The sequence below is a fragment of the Rhodothermales bacterium genome, assembly GCA_017643395.1.
Taxonomy (GTDB): domain Bacteria; phylum Bacteroidota; class Rhodothermia; order Rhodothermales; family UBA10348; genus JABDJZ01.
On record JAEPNP010000001.1, the window covers coordinates 1 to 22,530 of the forward strand.

Here is a 22,530-nt window from a genome sequence, read left to right on the forward strand (position 1 = left end):
GGGCGGAAGCAGCCGCTGGGCTTCATTGAGTCGACCACCGAGAACGCGATCGCCATCCAGGGCCTCTTCCGCGACCTGATCGGACGCGGCTTGCGGTTCGAGGAGGGCCTGCTCTGCGTGATCGATGGGGCCAAGGGGCTCTACAAGGCCGTTCAGAAGACCTTCGGCGTCCATGCACAGGTTCAGCGCTGCCAGTGGCACAAGCGGGAGAACGTGGTCGGCTACTTGGCCAAAAAGGATCAAGACATCTACCGCCGCCGTCTGGGAGCGGCCTATCGCAAGACCGACTACCCGGCGGCCAAAGAAGCCTTGATGGCCATCCATACCGAACTAGAGGGGCTCAACCGTTCGGCCGCCCGCAGCCTGATGGAAGGGCTGGAAGAGACGCTGACGCTCCATCGCCTGGGAGTCTTCGCCGAGGTGGGCAAGAGCCTCAAGACCACCAACGGCATCGAGAATCTCAACAGCCAACTCACCAAGTACATCGGACGCGTCAAGAACTGGATGAGCTCGGATCAGCGTCAGCGGTGGGTGGCGATGGGCTTGCTGCAGGTAGAGAAAAAGATGAACCGAATCGAGGGCTGGCAAAGCCTCGACCTGCTTAGAGCAGCCCTCCAACAACAGATCCCAAACTCAGAAACACCCGCCGAAAACGAGCCCCTCGCTGACGAAAGTTTCAACTAGGATTGACTCTTCGCCGCGCTGGGACCACGCGGAGTGGAATGGCACCCCCGGATTACACTACGGCGAGCGCTGGAGCCACGCCGACGTGGAATAGCACCCCCGGATTACACCACGCCCGGCGCTGGGACCACCCCGACGTGGAATAGCACCCCCCAAATACACCTGGTCGAGCGCTGCGGCGCGTTCGGGGCCTGGCTGGGCGCTGGGGCGCGGCTGCGCCATCGACACGGGCCGGCGCGGCGGGGCGCCGCTGTCCCCGAAAGTGGAATTGCGCCCCCGGATTACACCTGGCGGAGCGCTGAAATCGCCCCGCAGTGGAATAGCACCCCCGCATTACACTACGCCGAGCGCTGAAACCGCGCCGACGTGGAATAGCACCCCCCAATTACACCTACCGAGCGCTGGGGCGCGTTCTGGGCCTCGCGGGGCGCTGAGGCGGCGCGGCTGGGCGCGGCACCGGCGAGGCGGGGCGCGGCGAACGGGCGCGGCGCTGGGGCCATCGGGGCCTGCGACATCGGCCCGCGGGGCGCGATGGCGGCGGGCCGGCGCGCCGGCGCCAGGGCGAAATAGCACCCCCGCATCACACCACGCCAAGCGCCGCGGAGCAGGTGCGCGTCGATTCCGCCCCGGCCCGAACTCAGCGCCTGCCGAACTCCGTCGCCGGAAGCGAGCGCAGATACTCCCACATCGCGGTCTTTTCGAGGTCCGACATGCGGGCGTAGCCTTCGGTCGGCATGAAGGGGTCGATCTGACTGCCGTCGGGCCTCAGCCCGGTGTTCATGGCATGAACAAAGTCGTCGTAGGTCCAGGTGCCAAGTCCGGTATCATGGGGAGTGAGGTTGGTGGGCACAGCCATATCCGGCGGCGCGCCGGGAATCGGACCGCCAGCCAAACCCTGGCCATGGCACCCTTTGCATGAAAGCGCCAGAAAGGCCCCGTACCGTGCCGTGGGCTCCGGATCGGGGGCAGTTCCCATATCCAGGTGCGCGGCCTGGGCTGCACTGCGCAATTCCATCATGCCGAACTTCGTGATCAGTTTGCCGAGCGTGCCTACCTGAGAGGGCTCGCGCTGCGCGTCCACCGGTGGGAGACTGCGTACGTAGGAAACCACGGCCTGGAGGTCCGCATCGGACCACCACACGTGCTCTTCGGACGGCATGAACAACAGGGAATGACCGTCCTTGCGCACTCCGTACCGAATGGCGCGGGCCAATTCGGCATCTGAGTACTCACTCCCGACGCCACCCTGGCCGGTGGTCAGGTTGGAGGGAATCATCACACCGAGCGGTCCCATGTCCTCCACCATCCCGCCGGACAGATCGGGCCCGTGGCAGCCGGCGCAGCCACCATACGAATTGGCAATGTGTGCGCCTCGCGCAAGGACTGCGGAATCCGCCACTGCCACAAGGTCCACCGCCGGTGCCTCAACCGGTGACTCCATGTAGCTGTTGAACGAGTAGATCTGGTAGCCGACGAAGGCCACCAGAATCACGACCAGACCGAGCACCGAGGCGCCGGCCCATTTGAGGAAGCGTTTCATGGTTCTGGGCTGTCAGGGGAACCCTCTATCTAGCACACGGCTGGTTTGGGGTCAATCCGCCCATCGCCCCTGCGGGGGATCGGAGAAGGCGGCTCTACGTGGTCGCTCGTCGGCGCGAGGAGGTCTTCAACAACCTTCCCTCCCTTCGACCCGCCTCAGGCCGTACTTTCGGGCGCCCTAACCCCAGCCCATGTCCCCTCTGGAAAACACCAAGAAGTACGTCTCCGTCGCCGGAAACATCGGCGCCGGCAAAAGCAGCCTGACCCGGCTCCTGTCGGGCTATTTCAAGTGGGAGGCGATGTTCGAGCGGGTGGACGACAACCCATACCTGAGTGATTTCTACGAGGACATGCAGCGTTGGTCCTTCAATCTGCAGGTCTTCTTCCTCTCGAGCCGGTTCAACCATCAGCGGCGCATCGAGGGAGTTCCGCATTCGATTATTCAGGACCGCTCCATCTATGAGGACGCCGAAATCTTTGCGCGCAACCTGTATGAGATGGGGCTCATGGCCACGCGCGACTTCGAGAACTACACGGAGCTGTTCAAGATCATGACGTCGTACCTGAAGGCGCCGGACCTGCTGGTCTACCTGCGCGCTTCGGTACCTACCCTGGTGCGACACATCCAGAGCCGCGGCCGGGCCTACGAGACGACCATCCGCATCGAATACCTCGAGCGGTTGAACAAGCACTACGAGAACTGGGTAGACCGCTACGACCTGGGTCCGAAGCTCATCATCGATGTGGATGAGCTGGATTTCGTCCATGTCGAAGAAGACCAGCGCGAAATCATATCGCGGATCGAGAGCCGCCTGTTCGGTCTTTTCCCCGAGTAGCGTGCGCGCGCTGCCGGCCCTCCTCATATGGATTCTGGCGATGGGCCCCGCGCCCGTTTCCGCGCAACAGGCCGACTCCCTGGATCACGAGCCGATTACGCGGCCGCCCAGGTTGCCCTACCTAGACACTCCGGCACGCCTTGGCCTCGAGCGAGGTGCCTGGACCTATGATTTCGGGACCCCCGGATGGCCTGATGCCTGGAGTCCCTACGGACTGGACCCGATGCAGGTGGGACTCCAGCTGGGCAGCATCAGCTTCAACGACCCGGTGACCGGGCGCCCGCTGTACGAGCTGTTGCCCTACGACAAGCTGCTCTCGCTGGATCGAGAAGGCCTGGTCATCGGTCGTCCGGAGGGCATGCGTGGCGCACTCGCGCCGTACCAGGAACTGCAGCCGATCACCGAAATGGTGTATCGCTCGACGAATACGGGCCTGCAACAGGTTTCCGTCGTACACGCCCAAACCCGGCGGGCAGGCACGGCGGGCCGGATTCAGTACCTCTTCGGCTACGCCGGCGCGGGCGCGCGTGGGGAGTACGAAGGCAGCAAGCTCAGCCGAAAACGACAAACGCTGTTCCGTGTCAAACGCGAGAGCGATCGCTTCCGCCTGGAGCTGGGCCAGATGTTCAATCGTCATCGGGTTGGTGCTCATGGTGGCGTCGTGCCCTTCGAGAGCTTCGGCTACCGGTCCATCTACGAGCGACTGGGCGCCTCCACGCGAAACTCCAATGACCAGCGTCAGCTCTCCCGCAACGACCTCTGGGCTGAGGCTGCGTTGCCGCGACTTGGTCTGACCCTGCGCCCGTATTGGACTGTCTCCACCCTCACATTCCGGGACCGCGCGAACGCCGACACCGCCGCGGTGCGTGTGTCCCGCTTTGGTGCCGAGATCTCGCAGAGCCTGTTCGGGCGCTTTGCCATTGGGGCCGCAGGGCACCTGGACACGTATCCAAATCGCGAAGGCTGGCTGCGCCAACCCGACAGCCGCCTGGAAGTGATGAGCTCTCTTTCGGGACGTCATCGAATCGGAGCGGGCCGCCTGTCCTGGTCTGCGGGACTGCTCACGTTCGACACGGGGTGGCGCGACGGCAACCTGGAAGAAGGGGTGCGCGCAGAGCCGGTCTTTGCGGCCGACCTCCAGTGGCAATCGGGTGTGGTTCGGCCGTTCATCCACAGTCGCAACGGGGTCTCGCTGCATTCCGCCATGGACGTGCACGGATTCGGGGGCACCGTGACCCCCTTCGAGGCCTCGGTTTCGGGCCGTCAGGCGGTCGATGAGATCGGTGTTTCCCTACGCCCTGGTTGGCTCCACCTGATGGCATCCGTGGCAGCCACGCGCAACACCGATGGCCTGCTGCGTATGGGCGATGCGCAAGCCGATACGATCACTGTCTTCAACTATTCAGGCCTGTACACCAGGACCAGCGCCACGGCCCGCCTGGGTCTGCGCGAGTTCACTCGGCGCGGATTCTATCTCTGGGCCGAGGCCACGGGCAGCACGTTCTCCGGAGTGGCGCCGACTGTCGATCCCCTGCTGGAGGAAGCTGTGCCCAAGTACTTTGCGAAGGCTGCCCTGGGCTTCAAAGGACTCTTCTTCCAGGGAGATCTGGACGGCGACTTCTTTATCCAGGGGCGCGGGTGGACCGAGCACACCGGCATGCGTCTGCACCCCGACACCGGCCTGCTGGTGCTGCCGCAGGCTGACTCCCGTGCCATCGAACAGTCCATGGTGCTGGACTTCGTAATCATTGCTCACATCCGCGAAGCAACCATCACTGTGTCCCTGGAGAACTTCATGAGCGGGACCGTGATCACGCCGGGCAACCAGTTTGTGCCGGACTACCCGTACCCGGAGCAGCGACTGCGATTCTCGGTCTTCTGGCCCATTCTGAATTGAGCACAACCTTCGGAGAAATGGTCGTATAAGGCGCCCATGCAGCCTTCCGCATACGAACAACAGGTAGTCCGCGAGATCGCAGACTGGAAACAGCCCTCTACCGGATTCATGGCCAAGGTGCGCGGCCGGATGAGCGACGCGTGGAGCAGCGCGACGGATCTTGCCAAGAAGGTCCCCGGCGTCGAGTGGACCATCGACAACATTGTCACGGGACTGCTGGACCTCACCAATGAAATCAGCCACGACTCCGTCTGGCAGGATGGCATTCTGAAGGAATATGCGCGCTATGGTACGCCGGTAGCGACCCTGAACGACATCAAGCAGCTGGACCTGGAAGCCGTGGACTCGGCCACGAACGGGCTCAGGGCCAAGTATGTCTCCCTGGCTGGGGCGGAAGGTGCGGCCACCGGATTCGCCGGGTTCGCCGGAATTGTGCCGGACATCGTGGCGCTGGTCGCCCTGAATCTTCGCGCGGCCGGCGAGTATGCGACCTACTGCGGCTTCGACATCAAGACCCAGCAAGAGCGACTCTACGCACTTCAGATCCTGGACTATGTGGCTTCGAGTTCCGACACGGCAAAAGAACTTGCCGTCGAGCCCGCTTATCGGGTCGTGAAAAAAGTCGCCACGTCAACCGGCGTCAGCGCCATCGAGCAGATGGGCTTCAATGAGGCTGTTGAGCGCATCGCCCGTGCCATTGGAATGAACCTCACGGGGCGCAAGCTGAGCCAGGTTGTGCCCGTGGCTGGAGCGGCTGTCGGGGCCGGCCTGAATGTGTTGTACACCCGAAAAGTGTGCGATGCGGCCTTCCACCTTTACCGCGAGCGGTTTCTGGTCGAGAAGTACGGGCCGGAGGTGCTGGCGGCGTAGACCTAGTCCAGGGTTGCACGGATCGCGTCCGCTTCAAACACCGCCGATCTTCCGTCGAGTGCCAGCCTGACCAGCGCCTCTCCAAGCTCCGGACCGGTCATGGAGGCGTAGCGATCGCGTGGTCCGGTCCATCCCAAGGCCGCCAGGCCACCCAACAAACTGTCCACCACCAGGGCTCCGATGCGTTCAGCCGGCCGATCCTCCGGCCTGTCCTCTCCCGTGATGAAGGAAGGACGGGCTATCAGCGCGTTCAGGGGACTGCGTGCCAAACGCTCCTCGACACGCGCTCTGGCCTGCAGGTAGTCGTTGAGACGATCCCCTCCGGCGCCGGCCGAACTCAGATACACAAACTGCGGTGCGTGATCGAGGGCCTCGCAGGCTTCGATCAGCATCACGGTGAGGCCATAGTCCACGGATTCGTAGGTGCTCCCATCCCGCTTGCCACGTTTGGACGTGGTGCCAAGCAATGCAAACACCAGATCCGGCTCCGCCTCGCCCAAGGCCGCTCGCATGGCCTCTGGACTCCATTCCGCGCGGGAGACCTGCGCGCCCGCCTCATCGAACTCGGGGAGCAGTTCCTCCGCGCTGCGCGATCCCGGCCGAACGTGGGCCACGGTGTGGACGTCGCGGTCGCGGAGAGACGCCACCACGTTTCGCCCCGTGTACCCTGTCGCCCCAGCTACGAACGCTTTCATGTCGCGCGCTGGAAGAGACCGTAGACGTACGGTCGTGGATCCCCGTTCGGGTTGTAATAGGTGTGATGCCGGTAATCCACCAACCTGAAGGTGGGGCCGAATCGAGACCCCATTTCATCGACGTCCCATCGGTAGACGGGTAGCCCGGCGCATCGAGTCGCGCCATCCCGAGCGAACTCCGCCAGCAGGACATGGCCGCCCGATCGCACCACCCTGCGCACGTTGTCGAAATACGCCTTGATGGCCGCCTGCTCGGTCAGGAAATGCAGCACCGCCCGATCCGCCCAGAGGTCCACATCGACGATGTCATCAGGAAGGGGCTGGGCGATGTCCTGGTTCAACCAGCGGTGGGTCCCCAAGAGCACGTTGCGCAGCCGGTCCAGCGCAGATCCGCTGATGTCATTCAGAATCAGGCGCGCTCCTCGCGACTCCATCTCCTGCGCCAGTTGGCTCGTTCCGGCTCCGGGCAGCAGGACCGTAGCATCACCCAAGTCTCCGATCTGGTCCAGCATGGCCCACGTCGGCGACGTGTCCTCTTCGAACCAGCCGAGCCGAGTCGACTCCGTTTCGTCAAAGATGCGGTTCCAATGGGATTCCCGAGTGTCCTGCGTCATGCTGGCACCACCCCGCTTGTGTCGACAGGTTCCTCGCCCCTCACCGCTTTCGCAGTCGGCAGACAAAGAACGCCTCATACACGCCGTCCGGCAGCACGCGCATCGCCCGACTGAGGGATCCGTCAAACTCGGCATCCTTCCAGCCGGGGAGTCCTGGAAGCCGACCTGGGATGTCCAGGGCGATGGGCTCGATGGCAACCTCATCGCCGAAGCATTCGAGCACATGCTGCACCACCATCTCGTTCTCCTCGGGCGCAAACGAACACGTACTGTAGACAATCACGCCACCAGGTCTCGCGCATCGCACCGCGGCCTCCAAGAGCCGGCGCTGCTTGCCGGCCATGGTGCGCACCTTTTTCTCGCTCCAATGGGCGAATGACGCGGGATCGTCGGGGCGCATTTGTGCTTCGGTCGAACACGGAGCGTCGATCAGCACGCGATCAAAATGGTCCGCGCGGTAACGCGGCACCGTGACGCCGTCCCGGTGAAACGTCTTTACCCAAGCCGCCCCCTGGGCCCTCAGGTTCCGTTTCAGCCTGTAGAATCGCGGCCGCGCGACTTCCACCGCGGCGATATCGGCTCCGGGGCCCATCGCACATGCAATCTGCAGGGTCTTGGAGCCAGGCGCAGCTGCCAGGTCGAGCACCGACTCACCGGCCTCCGGCGCGAGGACCACGGGTGGGATCATGCTGGACGGATTCTGGATCCAGATCGCACCGGTGGCGAATGCGTCGCTGTCCAGCAAGGGCTGCCGGTGGCCCGCCGGCACGACAAACGCGCCCGGCAACCAGGGCAAGGGTTCGGCGTCTACAGGCAGGCCCGCCAGCACCTTGTCCACCGTGGCCTTAAGGCTGTTGACACGGAAGCCCACCGCCTGGGGGCCTGCCATTGCGGCCACGGTCCCTCGTAGAATCCCGGGGGGAAGGATGGTATCAAGGCGGCGCACGAAGGCCTCCGGAAACCCGGATTCAGGGGTCATGCGATGAACTTTTTTACGGCTGTTTTGCCAGCAAAACCGCGATTCCAGCCCATGTTTCCGCCTCATTTTGAGACTATGGTTTTCAAGGGGGTCACCCGGTTAAGTGTTGTCCCTGAGGAACGATATATGTACCATGCTGGCTCTCATTCACACTGTGGGCCACGCGTTCTGGCAACCTTAACGTGTGAACTTTAACTATGGCGAATCGACGCGGCGAAGACGTCATCCGCTGTTCCTTCTGCGGTCGCACAGCCCACGAGGTCACCTCTATGGTGGCGGGGCCGGATGTTTACATCTGTGACCGTTGTATCAACGATGCCGCCGGCATCGTGCGGAGCGACCTCACTACCCACAAGCCTGCACCGTCTGCAGCGCCTGCTCGTAGGCCATCGGCTGGACGCCGACTCTCACCTCTCGAAATCAAGGAAGCGCTCGATGAGTACGTCATCGGTCAACAGCGCGCCAAGAAGGCCCTCTCCGTAGCGGTTTACAACCACTACAAACGTGTTGAGGGAGACGGGTTCTACCCCGACTTCGAAGATGTCGAACTGGAGAAGTCCAACATCCTGCTGATCGGACCCACCGGCACCGGCAAAACCCTGTTGGCGCGTACGCTGGCCCGCATTCTCGACGTTCCGTTCTCTATCTCAGACGCCACGGCCCTTACGGAGGCCGGCTACGTGGGGGAAGACGTGGAGAGTATTCTGGCCCACCTCCTGCACGCAGCCGACTTCAACGTCGAGCGAGCGGAGCGCGGCATCATCTATATCGACGAGATCGACAAGATCGCCCGCAAGAGCGACAATGCTTCGATCACGCGCGACGTCTCAGGAGAGGGTGTTCAGCAGGCATTGCTGAAGATTCTCGAAGGCACGGTGGCCGGCGTCCCGCCCAAGGGCGGCCGCAAGCATCCGGAGCAGAGCCTCATCAACATCGACACCTCGAACATTCTGTTCATTGTCGGAGGCGCGTTCGATGGACTCGGAGAGATCGTCGCACATCGGATTTCCACCAGCACCATCGGCTTCATGGCCGAGGCTGGCAAGAAGTACGACAAGAATGATCCGAACATCTTCCAGTACGTCGAGCCAGACGATCTGCTGCGCTTTGGGATCATTCCCGAACTCGCCGGTCGGCTCCCCGTGGTGTCCGCACTGAATGCGCTCTCCGAGGAGGCGATGGTAGACATCCTGCTGCGGCCCAAGAACGCCCTCATCAAGCAGTACCAGAAGCTCTTCGCCATGGATGGTGTGGACCTGGTGTTCGAGGACGATGCGGTCAAAGCCATCGTGGCCAAGGCCAAAGCACTCGGCACGGGTGCCCGCGGTCTTCGCAGTGTGCTGGAGGACACGATGTTGGAGATCATGTTCGACATCCACTCCATGCAGGACGTCGCCGTGTGCCGAATCACGGAAGGCACCGTGCACAAGCAGGACGAGCCCGTCTTCGAGAAGCGCAAAGCTTCGGCCTGACCTGCTGTTGAGCTTTCAAGCCTGAAGGGCCCCGTCGGATTGCCGGCGGGGCCTTTTTTTTGTGGGGGTGTGGCGTTGCGGCTCGGCGGGGGCGGCCGCGGCATCGTCCCGGCCGCCGCGGAGCCTGCAAATTCGGCCGCGAGTGTAATCGGGGGGCGGTATTCCACCTCGGAGGCCAAAAAGTGAACGCAAACATGTAAAACGGGACCGATTTCCCACTCCGCCGCCAGTTCGCTTCCGCCGCGATGTGGAATATGGGGGCGTTTTTCGTTGTCGGCCCCGGGCGTGAGACGACCCCATCGCCCGGCCAGTCGGACCGGGACGTGCTGCACCGCCCCGGGCGCCGCCGACCTCATCGCGGCCGGGGCGATCAGAAAGCCGCCCCCCCCCCCCGCGGGCGGGCAGAAACCCGCCAGCCCCACCACGAGAAACCGCTGCCACCCCCGTCGTATTCTCGGGGAGTTGCCGGATGCCCACGGACCAAGCCCGTCCTCCACCGCGTTTCCAGAGTTGAATGGAGGGTCACAGCCTATATCTGCGCTACTATCTGACCGGTTTGGTCCGCGAACTGCGGGACAAGCCGGTTTTCCTGTGGGCGCAGGCCGTTGGCTTCAAGGTGTTGATCGCCCTGGTGCCCTTTCTCCTGCTCGGAACGGGCCTGGTCGGGCTCTTCCTGCAGGCGGACCGACCGTTCTTCTACATCGAGCGGGCGGTGCGCGACCTCTTCCCTTCCTACGGGGCCGATGAGCTGGTTGCTTTCCTGGCCACACTGGAAGAGTCCTCGGGCCGATTCACCATCATCGGCGGCATTGGCATCGTCATCACATCCGTGACGCTGTTCACGACGCTCCGCGTTGTGCTCGACCACATCTTCAACGAGGACTGGCACGAGCAGCGATCCATCCTGCGCGGCTATCTGTTTGACCTGCAGATGGCGCTGCAGACCGGATTCCTGCTGCTGGCTTCCGTGGCCGTCACCATCTTCGTGCAGACGGCCGGCAGGTCCGCCCCGGACCAACTCGGCGTAGACGGCACGTTCATCGCCGAGCTTTGGGGGGCACTTGCCCAGGGCGCCCTGTACGCCCTGCCGGTGCTGCTCTCGGTGGCGATGTTCTTTCAGCTCTACTGGTTCATCCCGAAACCCCGCCCACCCAAACGGGCGGCGCTCGCCGGCGCAGTCACGGCAGCGCTACTCTGGGAAGCCGCCAAGACCGGAGTCACTGTCTATGCCGCGAACTTCGGCTTCGACGGCGGCTGGAGGGCGGCGCTGGACGACACCTTCCTGCTCATCATTCTCGTGGTCCTGTGGGCCTATTATTCCGGGCTCGTGATGAGCCTCGGTGCTCTGGTTGCCCTGCTCTACGAGCGCCTGCACCGGGAAGGGCCTGAAGGACTCGCTGCCCCCGAAATCGTTGTAGAATCTGCCTCCTCCGAAATGGTCACCCATGCGCGGGATCTGTAAGCCGACGGGCACTGCACTACTGATCCTTGGTTTGTGGCTGACGCTGGGCACTCCGCAGGCAGCCCAGGCTCAGGACGCTTTGCGTCTGGTGGATCAGGACACCCGCGTCCGATCCGTGGACTTCCGATTCCTGGGGCGGCATGTCATGGATGAGGACCAGCTCGCGGCGCAAATCGTCACGCAGGGTCCCTCCTTCGGCGACAGGCTGAAGCGGCGGTTCTCCTTCCTCCCCTTCATCGAGCCCGACTTCCACCGATTCGACCCTGTCGAACTGCAGCGGGACATGGCCCGCCTGCGCCGCTACTACGAGCGCAACGGCTTCCTCCGGCCCCGAATCGACTACCCGGCCTCGCAATTCCGGGATGAAACCAACCGGATCCGGGTCATCATCAACGTGGACGAGGGCCCACCGCTTGCCGTGGCGAGCAAGGACATTCGCACCTCGCACGACATCGCCCGCACCGACTCCTCAGCATGGCAGAACCTCCTGGAGCGCGCACCCCTGCAAATCGGCGACCGCTTCACTGAATTCCAGCGCCTGCAGCTGGAGTCTCGCGTACGCTCGTTCTGGCGCAACCGTGGCTTTGCGTTTGCCGATGTGGCTACCGACTTGCAGGTGGACTCAACCGCCAGCCAGGTCAATCTCTCGTTGCGCGCGAATCTGGGGCCACCAACTGTCATCGATTCCATCCGGGTCGAGGGTATCGAGTCCGTGGACCGGCATGTAGTGACCCGGGAGCTGCCCTTTTCACCAGGGGATACGTTCTCGGAGAATGATCTTGTGGCAGGACAGCGCAGCCTGTTCGGCCTCAATCTCTTCCGGGTTGCCCTGGTTGAGGTACCGGACCAGACACGTGACTCCACCGTCACGGTGCTGGTTCGACTGCGTGAGGCGCGTCCGCGGTACCTCGAGATCCAGACGGGCTACTCCCGTGAGGACGGTCTCGAGGCGGGTACAACGCTGCGCCACCGGAATTTCCTGGGCGATGCGCGGCAGTTCTCGATTTCGGGATCAGCACAGACGGGCCGACTGGCCACACCGCCGGCAGAGCGCATTCCCGTCGAAGAGTACACGGCCGGCGTATCGGTCAGTCAGCCCTTCTTCTTCCGGCGCAATCTGTCCCTGACGGTCGGTGTGGACGGCAGCGTGCTCGACGACCAGAACCAGGACACGCACTATCGCCGCGTGGGCGTCACTCCGTCACTCCTGTACACGGTGCTGCCGTTCCGGGCGGTAACGCTCCAGTACAGGATTTCTCAGGCCGAGCCACTGGATCAGAACACATCGCTGGGCCGGTTGGGCATCTTCTCGCGCGATGTGGTTGCGACTTCCGTGACGGCCGGCAGACTCAACAACTACCTGAATCCTCGGCGCGGCTGGATTGTGCGCCCATCCGCCGAACTGGCGGGCACGTTGTTGCCCAACGACATCGCCTACCATCGCGGATCGCTGGACGCATTCGGATACATCCCGATCACGCGCCGAAGCAGTATCGCGGTTACCCTGCGTGTCGGCAGGCTTGTACCGACCGGCCCCAGTCGCGACCAGAACGACCCCGATACCGAGTTCCGGTTTGACGACATCCGCTATTACGCCGGCGGGGCGAACGACGTGCGGGGCTGGGGTCTCAACGCCATCGGTCCCCAAATAGCCCGTGCCGATACCGTCATCGCCAACGCGGACGGTACGTTCGATGTACAGAACGCCCGATTCGAGGCGGTCGGAGGTCTCGGCAAGCTTGCCGGCTCCATCGAATTCATCTTCCCGGCTCCTCTGCTGGGCTCGAGTTGGCGGGCGGCAACCTTCGTGGATTTCGGCGGCCTTCCTTCACGCGTCGCCCGCGATGCGGACGGTCGCATACTGCTGGATGCCAATCGCCAGCCGCTGGTACGCGACGGCGCCTTTCCGAGCCTGTCTGACCTGCGATGGGCGGCCGGCACAGGACTGCGACTGCAGACCCCGGTCGGCGCCGTGCGGCTGGACCTCGCCTACAAGCTGAATCCGAACCAGACGGACCTGCAGAAGCCTGCCGACAGGGTGCTGTTCAATCGCGGCCTTGCCCCCGAACCGAATGAGCGGCAGTGGCGTCGTCTCAACGTGCACCTGTCCATCACCCGGGCGTTCTGATGACGGAGCAACGCACACCGGGAAGAGCGCGGCGGTACGCCCGCCGGACGGCCAAGTGGAGCGGGCGTACCGTGGGTGCGGTCCTCCTGCTCATCCTGCTCGCGGTCGGCCTTGTCCAGGCTCCGCCCGTCAAGTCGTGGGTGGTCAAGAAAGTGCTCTCGGCAGTGAATCCGTACGAGGACGCCCAGCTCACGGTAGACGCCGTTCATGGATCCATCGTACGCACGCTTGGCGTGACTGACCTGCGGCTGACGCGCCCCGATGGCAGCGTGCGGGTGAGCGCGGACAGCGTGCGGGTGACCTTTGGCCTGCTGCCGGCCCTGCTTGGCAAGATTCGCCTCTACGACCTGGATATTGCCGGCCTGTCTGCGACAGCGGCCACGGACACCACGGGAGCCATCGATCTCCTGGCTCCTTTTGCCGGGGGGGACACAACCAGCGCCGACGTACGGCTGGACCGACTGCGGCTGAGTCGAACCTCCATTGTGGTGGACGACAGCGTCGGGACCTGGGCGGCGGACAACCTGTACCTGGACCTGCAGGCGCTGGGTACGCGTCCGGAGCTGCGCCTGCGCATCGACTCTCTGTCCGCCAGGCTGCGTGACCCGGTCTCCGGCGTGCCCGGCGAGCTCTGGGTGGAAGCCGCGATTGAAGGATCTCGGGTGCGCCTGGACACGCTCTTTCTCGGCACCAGCCGCTCGCTGGTGCGGGCTTCCGGCCGCATTGGGGGTGACTCCTGGGCGCCCGACTCCTCCGCATTCACGCTCTTTGCCACACCACTGCACACGGACGACATCAGGCCGCTCTACCCCGCCCTGGCCGGTGGAGAACTGATCGAACTCGTTGCCCGACTGAACTCAAGGGGCCGGAGCCACAACCTGGTGCTGGATGGCAGCCTCGCGGGAGGGTCCATTCAGGCGGACGTGACCGCTTCCCTTCCCGAGCCGGGACCGGCCGCGCTCACGGGGTCGGCCGCCATCACGAACCTGGAGCTGGAAAGGCTCTTGCCCGCCGTGAACGATGCCGCCCCACTGGAACTGCGCGCGGAGGCCGACCTCGCCGGCGAGAACTGGTCTTCCCTAACCGGATCGGCGTCACTGGAGGCGCCGTCCTTCCGATGGGGCACCGCGGTGCTGCAAGACCTGGATGTGGATCAGGTCTGGCGGAATGGGGTCGTGCGGCTAGACCTGACGGGCACCATCAATGGCGGCTACACGGAAGTTTCCGGCACCATGGAGCCCTTTGCTGAGGGGCTGCCGGCCCAACTTCGGGCGACCCTTTCGGGCTGGGATCCGGCCGCGTTCACGGACGATGGACTCTCCGGCCTGGTGAATGCGCGCGCTTCCCTGAACGGCCGACTCACGGGTGATTCGTGGACACTCGATGCGACCCTGGCCGACACACAATTGGGGCCTTGTGCAGTCTCCGGGGATGTGGACGCCGGCGCACTGGCGAACCGGCTGAATGCCCGAATTGAACTCAGCGCATGTGAGGGCGGCCTGACCGGGTCGGGACGCTACAACACTGCTTCCGGGTCATGGACCCTCGAGCGACTCTCGATGACCGACCTGCCGCTCATGCGTGTCCTCGGAGACACCACCGAGAGCGTGGTGAACGGCACCGTTACCGCCCGCGGACAAGCGGCCCGGTACGCGGCGCAAGCCGCCCTGGGTGACACGCGGTACGACTCGTATCGGCTCGATTCGCTGGTCGCAGACGTGTCCGGCGAAGGGGCACGTTGGCAGGCAGTCGGCAGCCTCTGGAGCGGTGGCGGCAGCGCCCGGTTTGATCTCGCCGGAACGGGCGCCGAAGGCACGATCCGGCAGACAAGCTTCTCGAACCTGGATGCTTCGTACGCGGCGGACCTGGAGGCCCTGCGCACCAATGCCACGGGATCTGTCTCCGGCAGGTTTGGACCCGTCGAGACCGATCTGGCGGTGGCGCTCGACAGTTCGCGCGTCAACGACCAGTGGATCACTTCGGCCGACGCCGACCTTCGGCTCCGCGGCGACTCGCTTGCCACAACGGGTGAGATCGGACTGGGAGACGGTGGCATCTCCTGGCGTGGATCGGGCGCTCCCGGGACCGGTACCGTTGCGTTGGACTCGCTGCAGTTCGCCGGCATCAACCTGCAACGCCTGATTCCCGAGGCACCCATAACCAGCCTGTCCGGCAGTGCGCGGGGGACCCTGCGGGACTCCGCAATACAGGCCGAGCTCCTCCTCGGCGAAGGTTCCGTCAACGGGGTCCGGATTGGCGACGGCCGGGCGACCGTGCGGCACGGCCCGGATTCGTCCAGGGTTGACCTTCGACTCGGAGTGGGCACGGGATCCATCACTGCCGCCGGCACCCTGGACGGCGCGGACGATCAGTTCACCGGGCGCCTGGACGTAGCCGACGTCGATGCTCTTCGACTGGCCGGCCTCGACTCCCTGACATCGAGCCTGTCGACATCGATGACGCTCGCCGGCACAAGGCTCACCTCGCCGTCCCGCAGCGTGAACGGCCAGATCACGTCCCTCGAGTGGGAGTATGACGATGTGCGGATCGATTCGGCCCGCGGCCAACTGCGTTGGCAGGACGGCGTGCTCGCGGTCGAAAACCTCAGGCTGCGGGGGACCCCGTTTCGCGCCACCATTGAAGGCCGACTACCCGTCGGAGCCGATGCGGCGGATGAGCGATACACGCTGCAGGCCACGGCCCGCGGCGGCGACGTATCCCCCATCACAGCGCTGTTCGGCCAGCAGATCGCAACGGTTGGTGTCGACCTCTCGGTTCGTGGTTCCGGTCGCCCGGGGCAGTTCCAGGTTTCCGCTGAAGGGACAGCTCGAGGCTTGCGGGTGGGCGAGCTGAACCTTTCCCGAACCCGCCTGGTGGGCTCCGCAGAGCTTGGCGCAGAACTGAAGCCGCAGGCCGCCAACGTTTCGGTCACCGCCAATCAGCTCTCTCTTCCGTCAATATCGGCGGAGACCGCATCGCTCGATCTGACCCTTGCCGACGATTCGTTGTCCCTGGCCGCAGGACTCGGCCTGGATGCATCGCAGAGGCTGACCGTTCAGGCTGGGGCCAACACCTCCTTCGACCGCTTCCACATCGAAACGCTGCAGGCGGACCTGCCCGGCGCCTCCTGGAGCCTGGCTGCCCCTGCGGACGTCGTGTTGGAGGACGGGGTCGAGTTGTCCGGTCTTGTGGTGGAGGCCGACTCCCAGCGCATCGCCGTCGGGGGATATGCCGGCACGGAAAGCGGCGACGAGATGTACTTCACAGCCTCGAATGTCAGGCTCGACGCGATCGCCGAGCTGTTTGGGTATGCAGGCTTCGGGGGCGACCTGGACGCAACCCTGAGCCTCACTTCGCAGGGAGACGGCTCCCCGCGTTCGGTGAGCGGCACGATATCCGGCGGACTTCGCCATCGCAGCACGGATGTGGGATCGATCGATGCGCGCATCGCCCTTCGCGACCGCATGCTGAACATAGACGGCCGGCTGGTTCACGTGACGGGCTCCGATGCGGTTGTCCGCGGATTTGTGCCGTTCTCCCTCTCCGACATCGACCTGTCGGCCCAGCCCGTCAGCCTTCGCATCCAGGCAGAAGACCTGCCGATCGGCTGGTTGCAACCCTTCATTGACCCGACGCTCGTGGATGATCTGGGCGGCCGCCTGACCGGCAACGTGCTCATTCGCGGCACCTTCGGGCAGCCCAGGCTGGCTGGAGGCGCGGCGCTCGAGGACGGCCGCGTCGGCATGCCCGCGCTGGGAACGCAGCGTAGCGGCCTCGTCTACGACAGAGCCAACGTCTACCTCAGTTTCCAGGACGATGCGGTCCAGGTGGATTCGGCCAGCGTGCGGTCCGGATCGGGCTTCGCGACGGCGTCCGGCACCGTGGCCCTCCAGGACCTCTCGCTTGGAGATTTCAATCTGGCCATAGAAGCCGCGGAGTTCCTCGCCATCGAGTCCCCCGAGTATCGCGCCATCGTCGGGGCGGATCTCTCACTTCGAGGCAACACGCAGACCCCGGTGCTCGGCGGGCAGGTCCGTGTGGTTCAGGGCGAATTCCGACTCACGGATGAGACCTCTGCCGATGCCTTCGAACCGGTCACATTGACGACCGAGGACCTCCTCACCCTGGAGCAGCGATTCGGGATTCGGCTGAGCGCATCAGACACCACCCAGTTTGACTTCTACGAGGCCATGCGCATCCAGGACCTGCGCGTGGACCTCACCCGCAACACCTGGCTGCGTTCGTCGGCGAATCCCGCCATGGACATCCAATTCACCGGCAGCCTGGACGTGTCGAAGGCTCCCTTCAGCGACCCGCGGGTTTTCGGAACGATCGAGGTACTGCCGGAGCGCAGTCGCATCGAGCAGTTTGGCCGGCGGTTTGAAATCGAGAACGGCACGCTGACCTTCAACGGCCCGGCGGACGAACCCGACATGAACCTGGCGGCCGTCTACAACGTGCGTTCCAGGGGCAGCAACAGCAATGAAGTGACGATTCGGCTGCAGGCTTCGGGCTCTCCGCAGGACCTGACCGTGAGTTTCCAGTCCGATCCCCCCATGGAACTGTCGGATATTGTCTCCTACATCGCGACCGGCCGCCCCGCCAGTGAGAGTCTGCAATTCGGAGGCACCTCGTCCGAGAACTACCTTAGGTCGGCTGCGGGGCTTGCCGTCGGACCGATTACGGGTCTGGTGGAGAATCTCGCCGGCTCCAACCTTGGTCTGGATGTCGTTGAGATCGAGCAGGACGAATCTGCAGGGCTCATGCTGACGGCAGGCAAATATGTGTCTCCGCGCTTCTTTGTCTCGGTCAGTCAGCCCATCTCCCTCACATCCGGTACGGGATCCTCTTCCGACGCCACAGAAGTCACCCTGGAATACGAACTCGTTCGAAGCATACTCATCTCGCTGCTGAGCCGCGGCACCGTACTCCGGGTCAATCTCCGGTGGGAGCGCGCATTCTGATCATCCTCAAGACATTGCAGGCCTGATGGCACTGCGTCTCACCATACGACCCCAGGACCGCCGGGAGCATCTGGCGCATTTCCTGGAACGCGTCGGCGAATTCGGTGCGTTTATCGGCACGTTTCTCAAGGACGGATTCCGCCGGCCCTGGGAAGTGCGTGAACTCCTCCGACAGATGGACGAGGTCGGCACGCGCTCCTTCCTGTTGACCGGTACGACGGGCCTGGCCATCGGGGCCGTGCTCGCCATGCAAAGCCGCGGCACGCTGGTCCAGTTTGGCGCTGAGGCCATGCTTCCCAACATGCTGGCCCTGTCTGTGATCAAGGAAATCGGGCCGGTGCTGACGTCCCTGGTTCTGGCGGGACGATTGGGCGCCGGAATCGGTGCGGAGATCGGATCCATGCGGGTCACTGAACAGATTGACGCCATCGAGGTGATGGCCCTCAGGCCCCTCAACTATCTGGTCACCACCCGAGTCCTGGCGTGTGTGATCATGTTTCCGGTGCTCACCATCTGGACGGACGCACTGGCACTATTCGGGGGGTATATCGAGTCGCTCCTGGCTGCGGGCACGGACTGGCGCCTGTTCATAGACACCGCGTTCACGACCATTCGCTTTTCGGACCTGTTCGTGGACACCATGAAGACCTCCATTTTCGGCGGACTGGTGGGCCTGGTCTCGTGCTTCCTCGGCTTCCACGTTCGTGGTGGCACGCGCGCGGTGGGTCAGGCGGCCATGCAGGCGGTCGTGGCGTCGTCCGTACTGATCATCCTCGCGGATGTGATTGTGGTGCGCATCTCCCTCCTGCTTTTCGGGGACGTCGCTTCATGAGCGCCGAGACCAACGGTCCCGTGGTGCGCATGATCGATGTGCACAAAGCCTTCGGTGAGAACGTGGTGCTGCGCGGCGTGACAATGGACGTGCCTCACGGACAGACGGTTGCCGTGATGGGCGGCTCCGGCACCGGCAAGAGCGTGCTCATCAAGCATATCGTGCAGCTTCTGAAGCCGGACCGTGGCGAGATCTGGGTGCGCGACAAACGCATGGATCTCCTGGACGGGGAAGAGCTCGATGAGGTGCGGCTATCCATCGGCTACCTGTTTCAGGGAGGGGCACTCTTTGACTCGATGTCAGTGGCGGAAAACTTCGACTTCGTGCTGGATCGGCACACGTCCATGACTCCCGCCGAGCGTGCGGACCGAATCGAAGAATTGCTCACCTGGGTCGGCCTCGTGGACAAGATGTATGCCTGGCCCGCAGACCTGTCCGGCGGCCAGAAGAAGCGCATCGCCCTCGCGCGCGCCATTGCCCTGAATCCGGACATCATGCTTTTCGATGAGCCCACGACCGGCCTGGACCCGATATCCGTGCGCATGGTGTCGGATCTGATCGTGCGACTCCGCGAGGAACTCGACATGACGAGCATCGCGATTACCCACGACCTCCTGTGCGCCGAAATCGCTGCAGACTACGTCAATTTCCTGCATGAGGGTTCCATTCTGGAGCACGGCACACTGGATGAAGTGCGCCGCTCCGACAAGCCCGAACTCCGAACCTTTTTTGGATAGGACGGGTTTGTCCCGCACGCCCATTGACCCACCATGACGCGTAACATCCGGCTCGGCACCTTCATTCTGGTTGGTGCCCTGATTCTGCTCCTGGCGATCTTCGCCATCGGCAACCGCACGTTCCTGTTCGCGGACACGATCAACGTCCGGGCTCGCTATTCGCGTGTAGCCGGACTACAGCCGGGCGCGACGGTCGCTTACCAGGGCATCGCGGTTGGGCGTGTCTCGGCAGTGCAGCTGCCACCGGAGCCAGCACAGCCGATTGTGGTCACGATGGCGATCACGGATCGGGCTTCCCACCTCATCCGGACCACGACCCAGGCCCAGATCAAGTCCGATGGGCTGGTCGGCGACCAGATCATCGTGCTGGTCGCCTCGCCAGAGCCCGGCGAGACGGTGCGGGAAAACGACTTCCTGATCGGGGTCGACCCGTTTGATCTGTTCGAGATCAGCGACAAGGCCATCGCTTCAGTGCGCGGCTTCGAACAAGTGGCGCGGTCCTTTGAGCAAATCATGCTCGACATCCAGAAAGGCGAGGGCACGCTCGGAAAGATCGTGTACGACCCCAGCCTCTATGACGAGATGGTGGCGACAGCCAACGAGACGCGGAATGCCATGAGCAGCCTGGCCGCGACGGGTGACGCCACCGCGAACCTGCTCGTGGATGTGGCGGACCGCGCGGCGCTTTCGCTCGAAGCAGTGCTGCAGAAAGTCGAGACCGGCGACGGCACCCTGGCGCGACTGCTGAACGACCCGGCCATCTACGACTCCTTCCTGGCTTCCGCCGATACGCTTCAGGCCATTGCGGAAGAGCTGCAGACCATCTCCGAAATGGCCGAAAATGCTGCCAGCTGGGGGGCACTCGGGACGTACCGGTTTGCCGAGCTCATGGAAGCCGCCAAACACAACTGGTTGTTCAAGCGCTACTTCGAGGAGCGAGGCCACCTGGAACAGGCCCCCTTCGAGATCCGGGAACGCGCCATTTCCGAGAGTTATCGCCAGATCCAGGAGCGGGAACGGGAGCTCATGCTCTGGGAGGAGCGCCTGGAATCCCGCCAGAGTCGACTGGACTCGCTGTCGGCCGTCGGCGCTCAGGGAGGCCAGTGACGGACCGCTTCGACATTCCGGGCAGGTTCAACCCCCGGTACTCTTTGCTTGGACGCGCCGTTCGCGCCCGGGTGCATGATGCTTCGCGAGCCGAGGCTCTGTACTACGTCGCCGCGGTGGGGGCACTTGCCGTGTTTGTCGGCGTGGTGGCTGTTTCCTGGGCGTGGATCAACCTCGACGGCCCGCCCGAGGCCGCCGCGGCAGACCGCTTCTGGGTGCTGCAAAGCTGTGGATTTGCTGTCGTGCTGATGCTGATCGGGGCCGGCGTGCAACCGGCGCACCGGGTCACCCTGGACGACGGCGGCATGGAAGTACGGCGCAGAAACCGGCAGCTCGAGCGCATTGACTGGGCGCACGTGCAGCGCGCGGAGCGCATCGCCCGGGAAACATGGTGGTCCCACTACCGCCGCTTTGCGGGGACGACCAGCGTTGTATCCCGCCGCCATGCCCACGTCATTCTGCTCCGGCTCGAGGACGGCCGCGTAGTCATTCTGGGGATCCGTCCCGAAGAACAGCCGCTGTTCATGGAGCGCCTGGAAGCACGTGTCGCCACCGGCCGGCAGGCCCTTCAGGTGGCCTGATATGCGGTTTGTGCTTGAGCATGAGGATGCCGGTACGGGGGCACGTGCCGGTCGGCTGGAGACGGATCACGGGGTCATCGAGACGCCGGTGTTTATGCCCGTGGGCACCGTGGGATCGGTCAAGGGCGTTTCGCCCCGGGAGTTGGAACAGGATATCCAGGCGCAGATCATCCTTGGCAACACGTATCACCTTTACCTGCGTCCCGGCACGGACATCCTGCAACAGGCCGGCGGGCTTCATCGCTTCCAGAACTGGGACCGGCCGATCCTTACCGACTCGGGGGGATACCAGGTATTCTCGCTCTCGGACATCCGCAAGCTGACGGAAGAAGGGGTGCGATTCCAGAGCCATCTGGACGGCTCCTATCACATGTTCTCGCCCGAGGCCGTGATGGACATCCAGCGGGCGATTGGGGCGGACATCATCATGGTGCTCGACGAGTGCCCGCCTGGCGACGCCACGCATACCTATGCGGATGAGTCCAATGACCTGACCATCCGATGGGCCCGGCGCTGCAAGGACCACTTTGAGGCACAGGAGCCGCTCTACGGGCACTCCCAGGCGCTTTTCGGCATCGTACAGGGCGTGGTCTATCCGGATCTGAGGCGCAAGTCGGCCGAGCAGCTGCTGGAAATCGGCTTCCCCGGGTATGCCATCGGCGGACTCTCCGTGGGCGAGCCCTCGGAACAGATGTACGACATGGTCGAGGTCGTCAACGAAGTGCTGCCGACTGGGAAGCCCCGCTACCTGATGGGGGTCGGCACGCCGGAGAACCTCATCGAAAATGTGGCACGCGGCGTCGACATGTTCGACTGCGTCATGCCCACGCGAAACGGCCGGAACGGGAGCGTCTTCACCACGCGCGGCATCATGAACATGCGTAACGCCAAGTGGAAAGACTGCTTTGAGCCAGTCGATGCGGGCCTGGATCACTACGCATCACAGGCTTTCACAAAGGCCTACACGCGCCATCTCATCCAGAGCGGCGAGATCCTGGGCATTCGGATCACGACCATGCAGAATCTGGCGCTCTACCATTGGGTGATGCGGGAGGCCAGACAGGCCATCCTGGAGGATCGCTACGCGGCGTGGATGAACGACGTGCTGCCGGATCTGACGGCCCGCCTGTAGG

The 22,530-nt window shown here is 63.9% G+C and carries 17 protein-coding genes; 13 read left to right on the plus strand and 4 right to left on the minus strand.

The window, feature by feature from the left end:
* Nucleotides 1–684 (plus strand): transposase (locus JJ896_00005; protein ID MBO6778008.1); only part of this gene is annotated, 684 nt, incomplete at its 5' end.
* Nucleotides 685–1,321: 637 nt separating this feature from the next.
* On the opposite strand, the gene JJ896_00010 is transcribed toward JJ896_00005, so the two are convergent.
* Nucleotides 1,322–2,224 carry a c-type cytochrome gene (locus JJ896_00010; GenBank protein MBO6778009.1) on the minus strand — a complete coding sequence of 301 codons (903 nt, stop codon included), beginning with the start codon at nucleotides 2,222–2,224 and terminating at the stop codon, nucleotides 1,322–1,324.
* A 190-nt stretch (nucleotides 2,225–2,414) separates the two neighbouring features.
* Here JJ896_00010 and JJ896_00015 point away from each other — a divergent pair, with 190 nt between their 5' ends.
* The 3 genes from JJ896_00015 to JJ896_00025 are packed head-to-tail and all read left to right on the plus strand — an operon-like array spanning nucleotide 2,415 to nucleotide 5,826.
* Nucleotides 2,415–3,059, plus strand: coding sequence for a deoxynucleoside kinase (locus JJ896_00015; GenBank protein ID MBO6778010.1), 645 nt, complete (start codon nucleotides 2,415–2,417; stop codon nucleotides 3,057–3,059).
* Between the two features lies 1 nt (nucleotide 3,060).
* Entirely contained in the window at nucleotides 3,061–4,956 is a 1,896-nt protein-coding gene (locus tag JJ896_00020; GenBank protein MBO6778011.1) for a hypothetical protein, read from the plus strand.
* A 36-nt stretch (nucleotides 4,957–4,992) separates the two neighbouring features.
* Nucleotides 4,993–5,826 carry an EcsC family protein gene (locus tag JJ896_00025; protein MBO6778012.1) on the plus strand — a complete coding sequence of 278 codons (834 nt, stop codon included), beginning with the start codon at nucleotides 4,993–4,995 and terminating at the stop codon, nucleotides 5,824–5,826.
* A gap of 2 nt (nucleotides 5,827–5,828) precedes the next feature.
* Here the strand turns inward: JJ896_00025 and JJ896_00030 are convergent, their stop codons facing one another.
* The 3 genes from JJ896_00030 to JJ896_00040 are packed head-to-tail and all read right to left on the minus strand — an operon-like array spanning nucleotide 5,829 to nucleotide 8,114.
* Nucleotides 5,829–6,521 (minus strand): NAD(P)H-binding protein, encoded by a 693-nt coding sequence (locus tag JJ896_00030; GenBank protein MBO6778013.1) that lies wholly within the window; start codon nucleotides 6,519–6,521, stop codon nucleotides 5,829–5,831.
* Complete coding sequence (locus JJ896_00035; GenBank protein MBO6778014.1) at nucleotides 6,518–7,135, minus strand: methyltransferase domain-containing protein; 618 nt, start codon at nucleotides 7,133–7,135, stop codon at nucleotides 6,518–6,520. Before JJ896_00035 ends, JJ896_00030 begins: the two co-directional genes overlap by 4 nt.
* Nucleotides 7,136–7,175: 40 nt before the next feature.
* Entirely contained in the window at nucleotides 7,176–8,114 is a 939-nt protein-coding gene (locus JJ896_00040; GenBank protein ID MBO6778015.1) for an RsmB/NOP family class I SAM-dependent RNA methyltransferase, read from the minus strand.
* Between the two features lie 197 nt (nucleotides 8,115–8,311).
* Between JJ896_00040 and clpX the strand changes: the two genes are divergently transcribed.
* From clpX to tgt, 9 genes are all read left to right on the plus strand, one after another.
* Complete coding sequence (gene clpX, locus JJ896_00045; protein ID MBO6778016.1) at nucleotides 8,312–9,586, plus strand: ATP-dependent Clp protease ATP-binding subunit ClpX; 1,275 nt, start codon at nucleotides 8,312–8,314, stop codon at nucleotides 9,584–9,586.
* A 514-nt stretch (nucleotides 9,587–10,100) separates the two neighbouring features.
* Complete coding sequence (locus JJ896_00050; GenBank protein MBO6778017.1) at nucleotides 10,101–11,048, plus strand: YihY/virulence factor BrkB family protein; 948 nt, start codon at nucleotides 10,101–10,103, stop codon at nucleotides 11,046–11,048.
* Complete coding sequence (locus JJ896_00055) at nucleotides 11,032–13,176, plus strand: BamA/TamA family outer membrane protein (protein ID MBO6778018.1); 2,145 nt, start codon at nucleotides 11,032–11,034, stop codon at nucleotides 13,174–13,176. The genes JJ896_00050 and JJ896_00055 overlap by 17 nt, the downstream gene beginning before the upstream one ends.
* On the plus strand, nucleotides 13,176–18,140 hold the full coding sequence (locus JJ896_00060; protein ID MBO6778019.1) for a translocation/assembly module TamB: 4,965 nt from the start codon (nucleotides 13,176–13,178) through the stop codon (nucleotides 18,138–18,140). The genes JJ896_00055 and JJ896_00060 overlap by 1 nt, the downstream gene beginning before the upstream one ends.
* 25 nt (nucleotides 18,141–18,165) lie before the next feature.
* The gene (locus tag JJ896_00065; GenBank protein ID MBO6778020.1) at nucleotides 18,166–18,972 is read left to right on the plus strand and encodes an ABC transporter permease; all 807 of its coding nucleotides are present in this window, start codon (nucleotides 18,166–18,168) and stop codon (nucleotides 18,970–18,972) included.
* Nucleotides 18,969–19,709, plus strand: a complete 741-nt coding sequence (locus tag JJ896_00070; protein MBO6778021.1) for an ATP-binding cassette domain-containing protein — start codon at nucleotides 18,969–18,971, stop codon at nucleotides 19,707–19,709. Before JJ896_00065 ends, JJ896_00070 begins: the two co-directional genes overlap by 4 nt.
* 33 nt (nucleotides 19,710–19,742) lie before the next feature.
* Nucleotides 19,743–20,816 carry an MCE family protein gene (locus JJ896_00075; GenBank protein MBO6778022.1) on the plus strand — a complete coding sequence of 358 codons (1,074 nt, stop codon included), beginning with the start codon at nucleotides 19,743–19,745 and terminating at the stop codon, nucleotides 20,814–20,816.
* On the plus strand, nucleotides 20,813–21,397 hold the full coding sequence (locus JJ896_00080) for a hypothetical protein (protein MBO6778023.1): 585 nt from the start codon (nucleotides 20,813–20,815) through the stop codon (nucleotides 21,395–21,397). Before JJ896_00075 ends, JJ896_00080 begins: the two co-directional genes overlap by 4 nt.
* Before the next feature lies 1 nt (nucleotide 21,398).
* Nucleotides 21,399–22,529, plus strand: a complete 1,131-nt coding sequence (gene tgt, locus JJ896_00085) for a tRNA guanosine(34) transglycosylase Tgt (GenBank protein ID MBO6778024.1) — start codon at nucleotides 21,399–21,401, stop codon at nucleotides 22,527–22,529.
* Nucleotide 22,530: the final 1 nt, after the last annotated feature.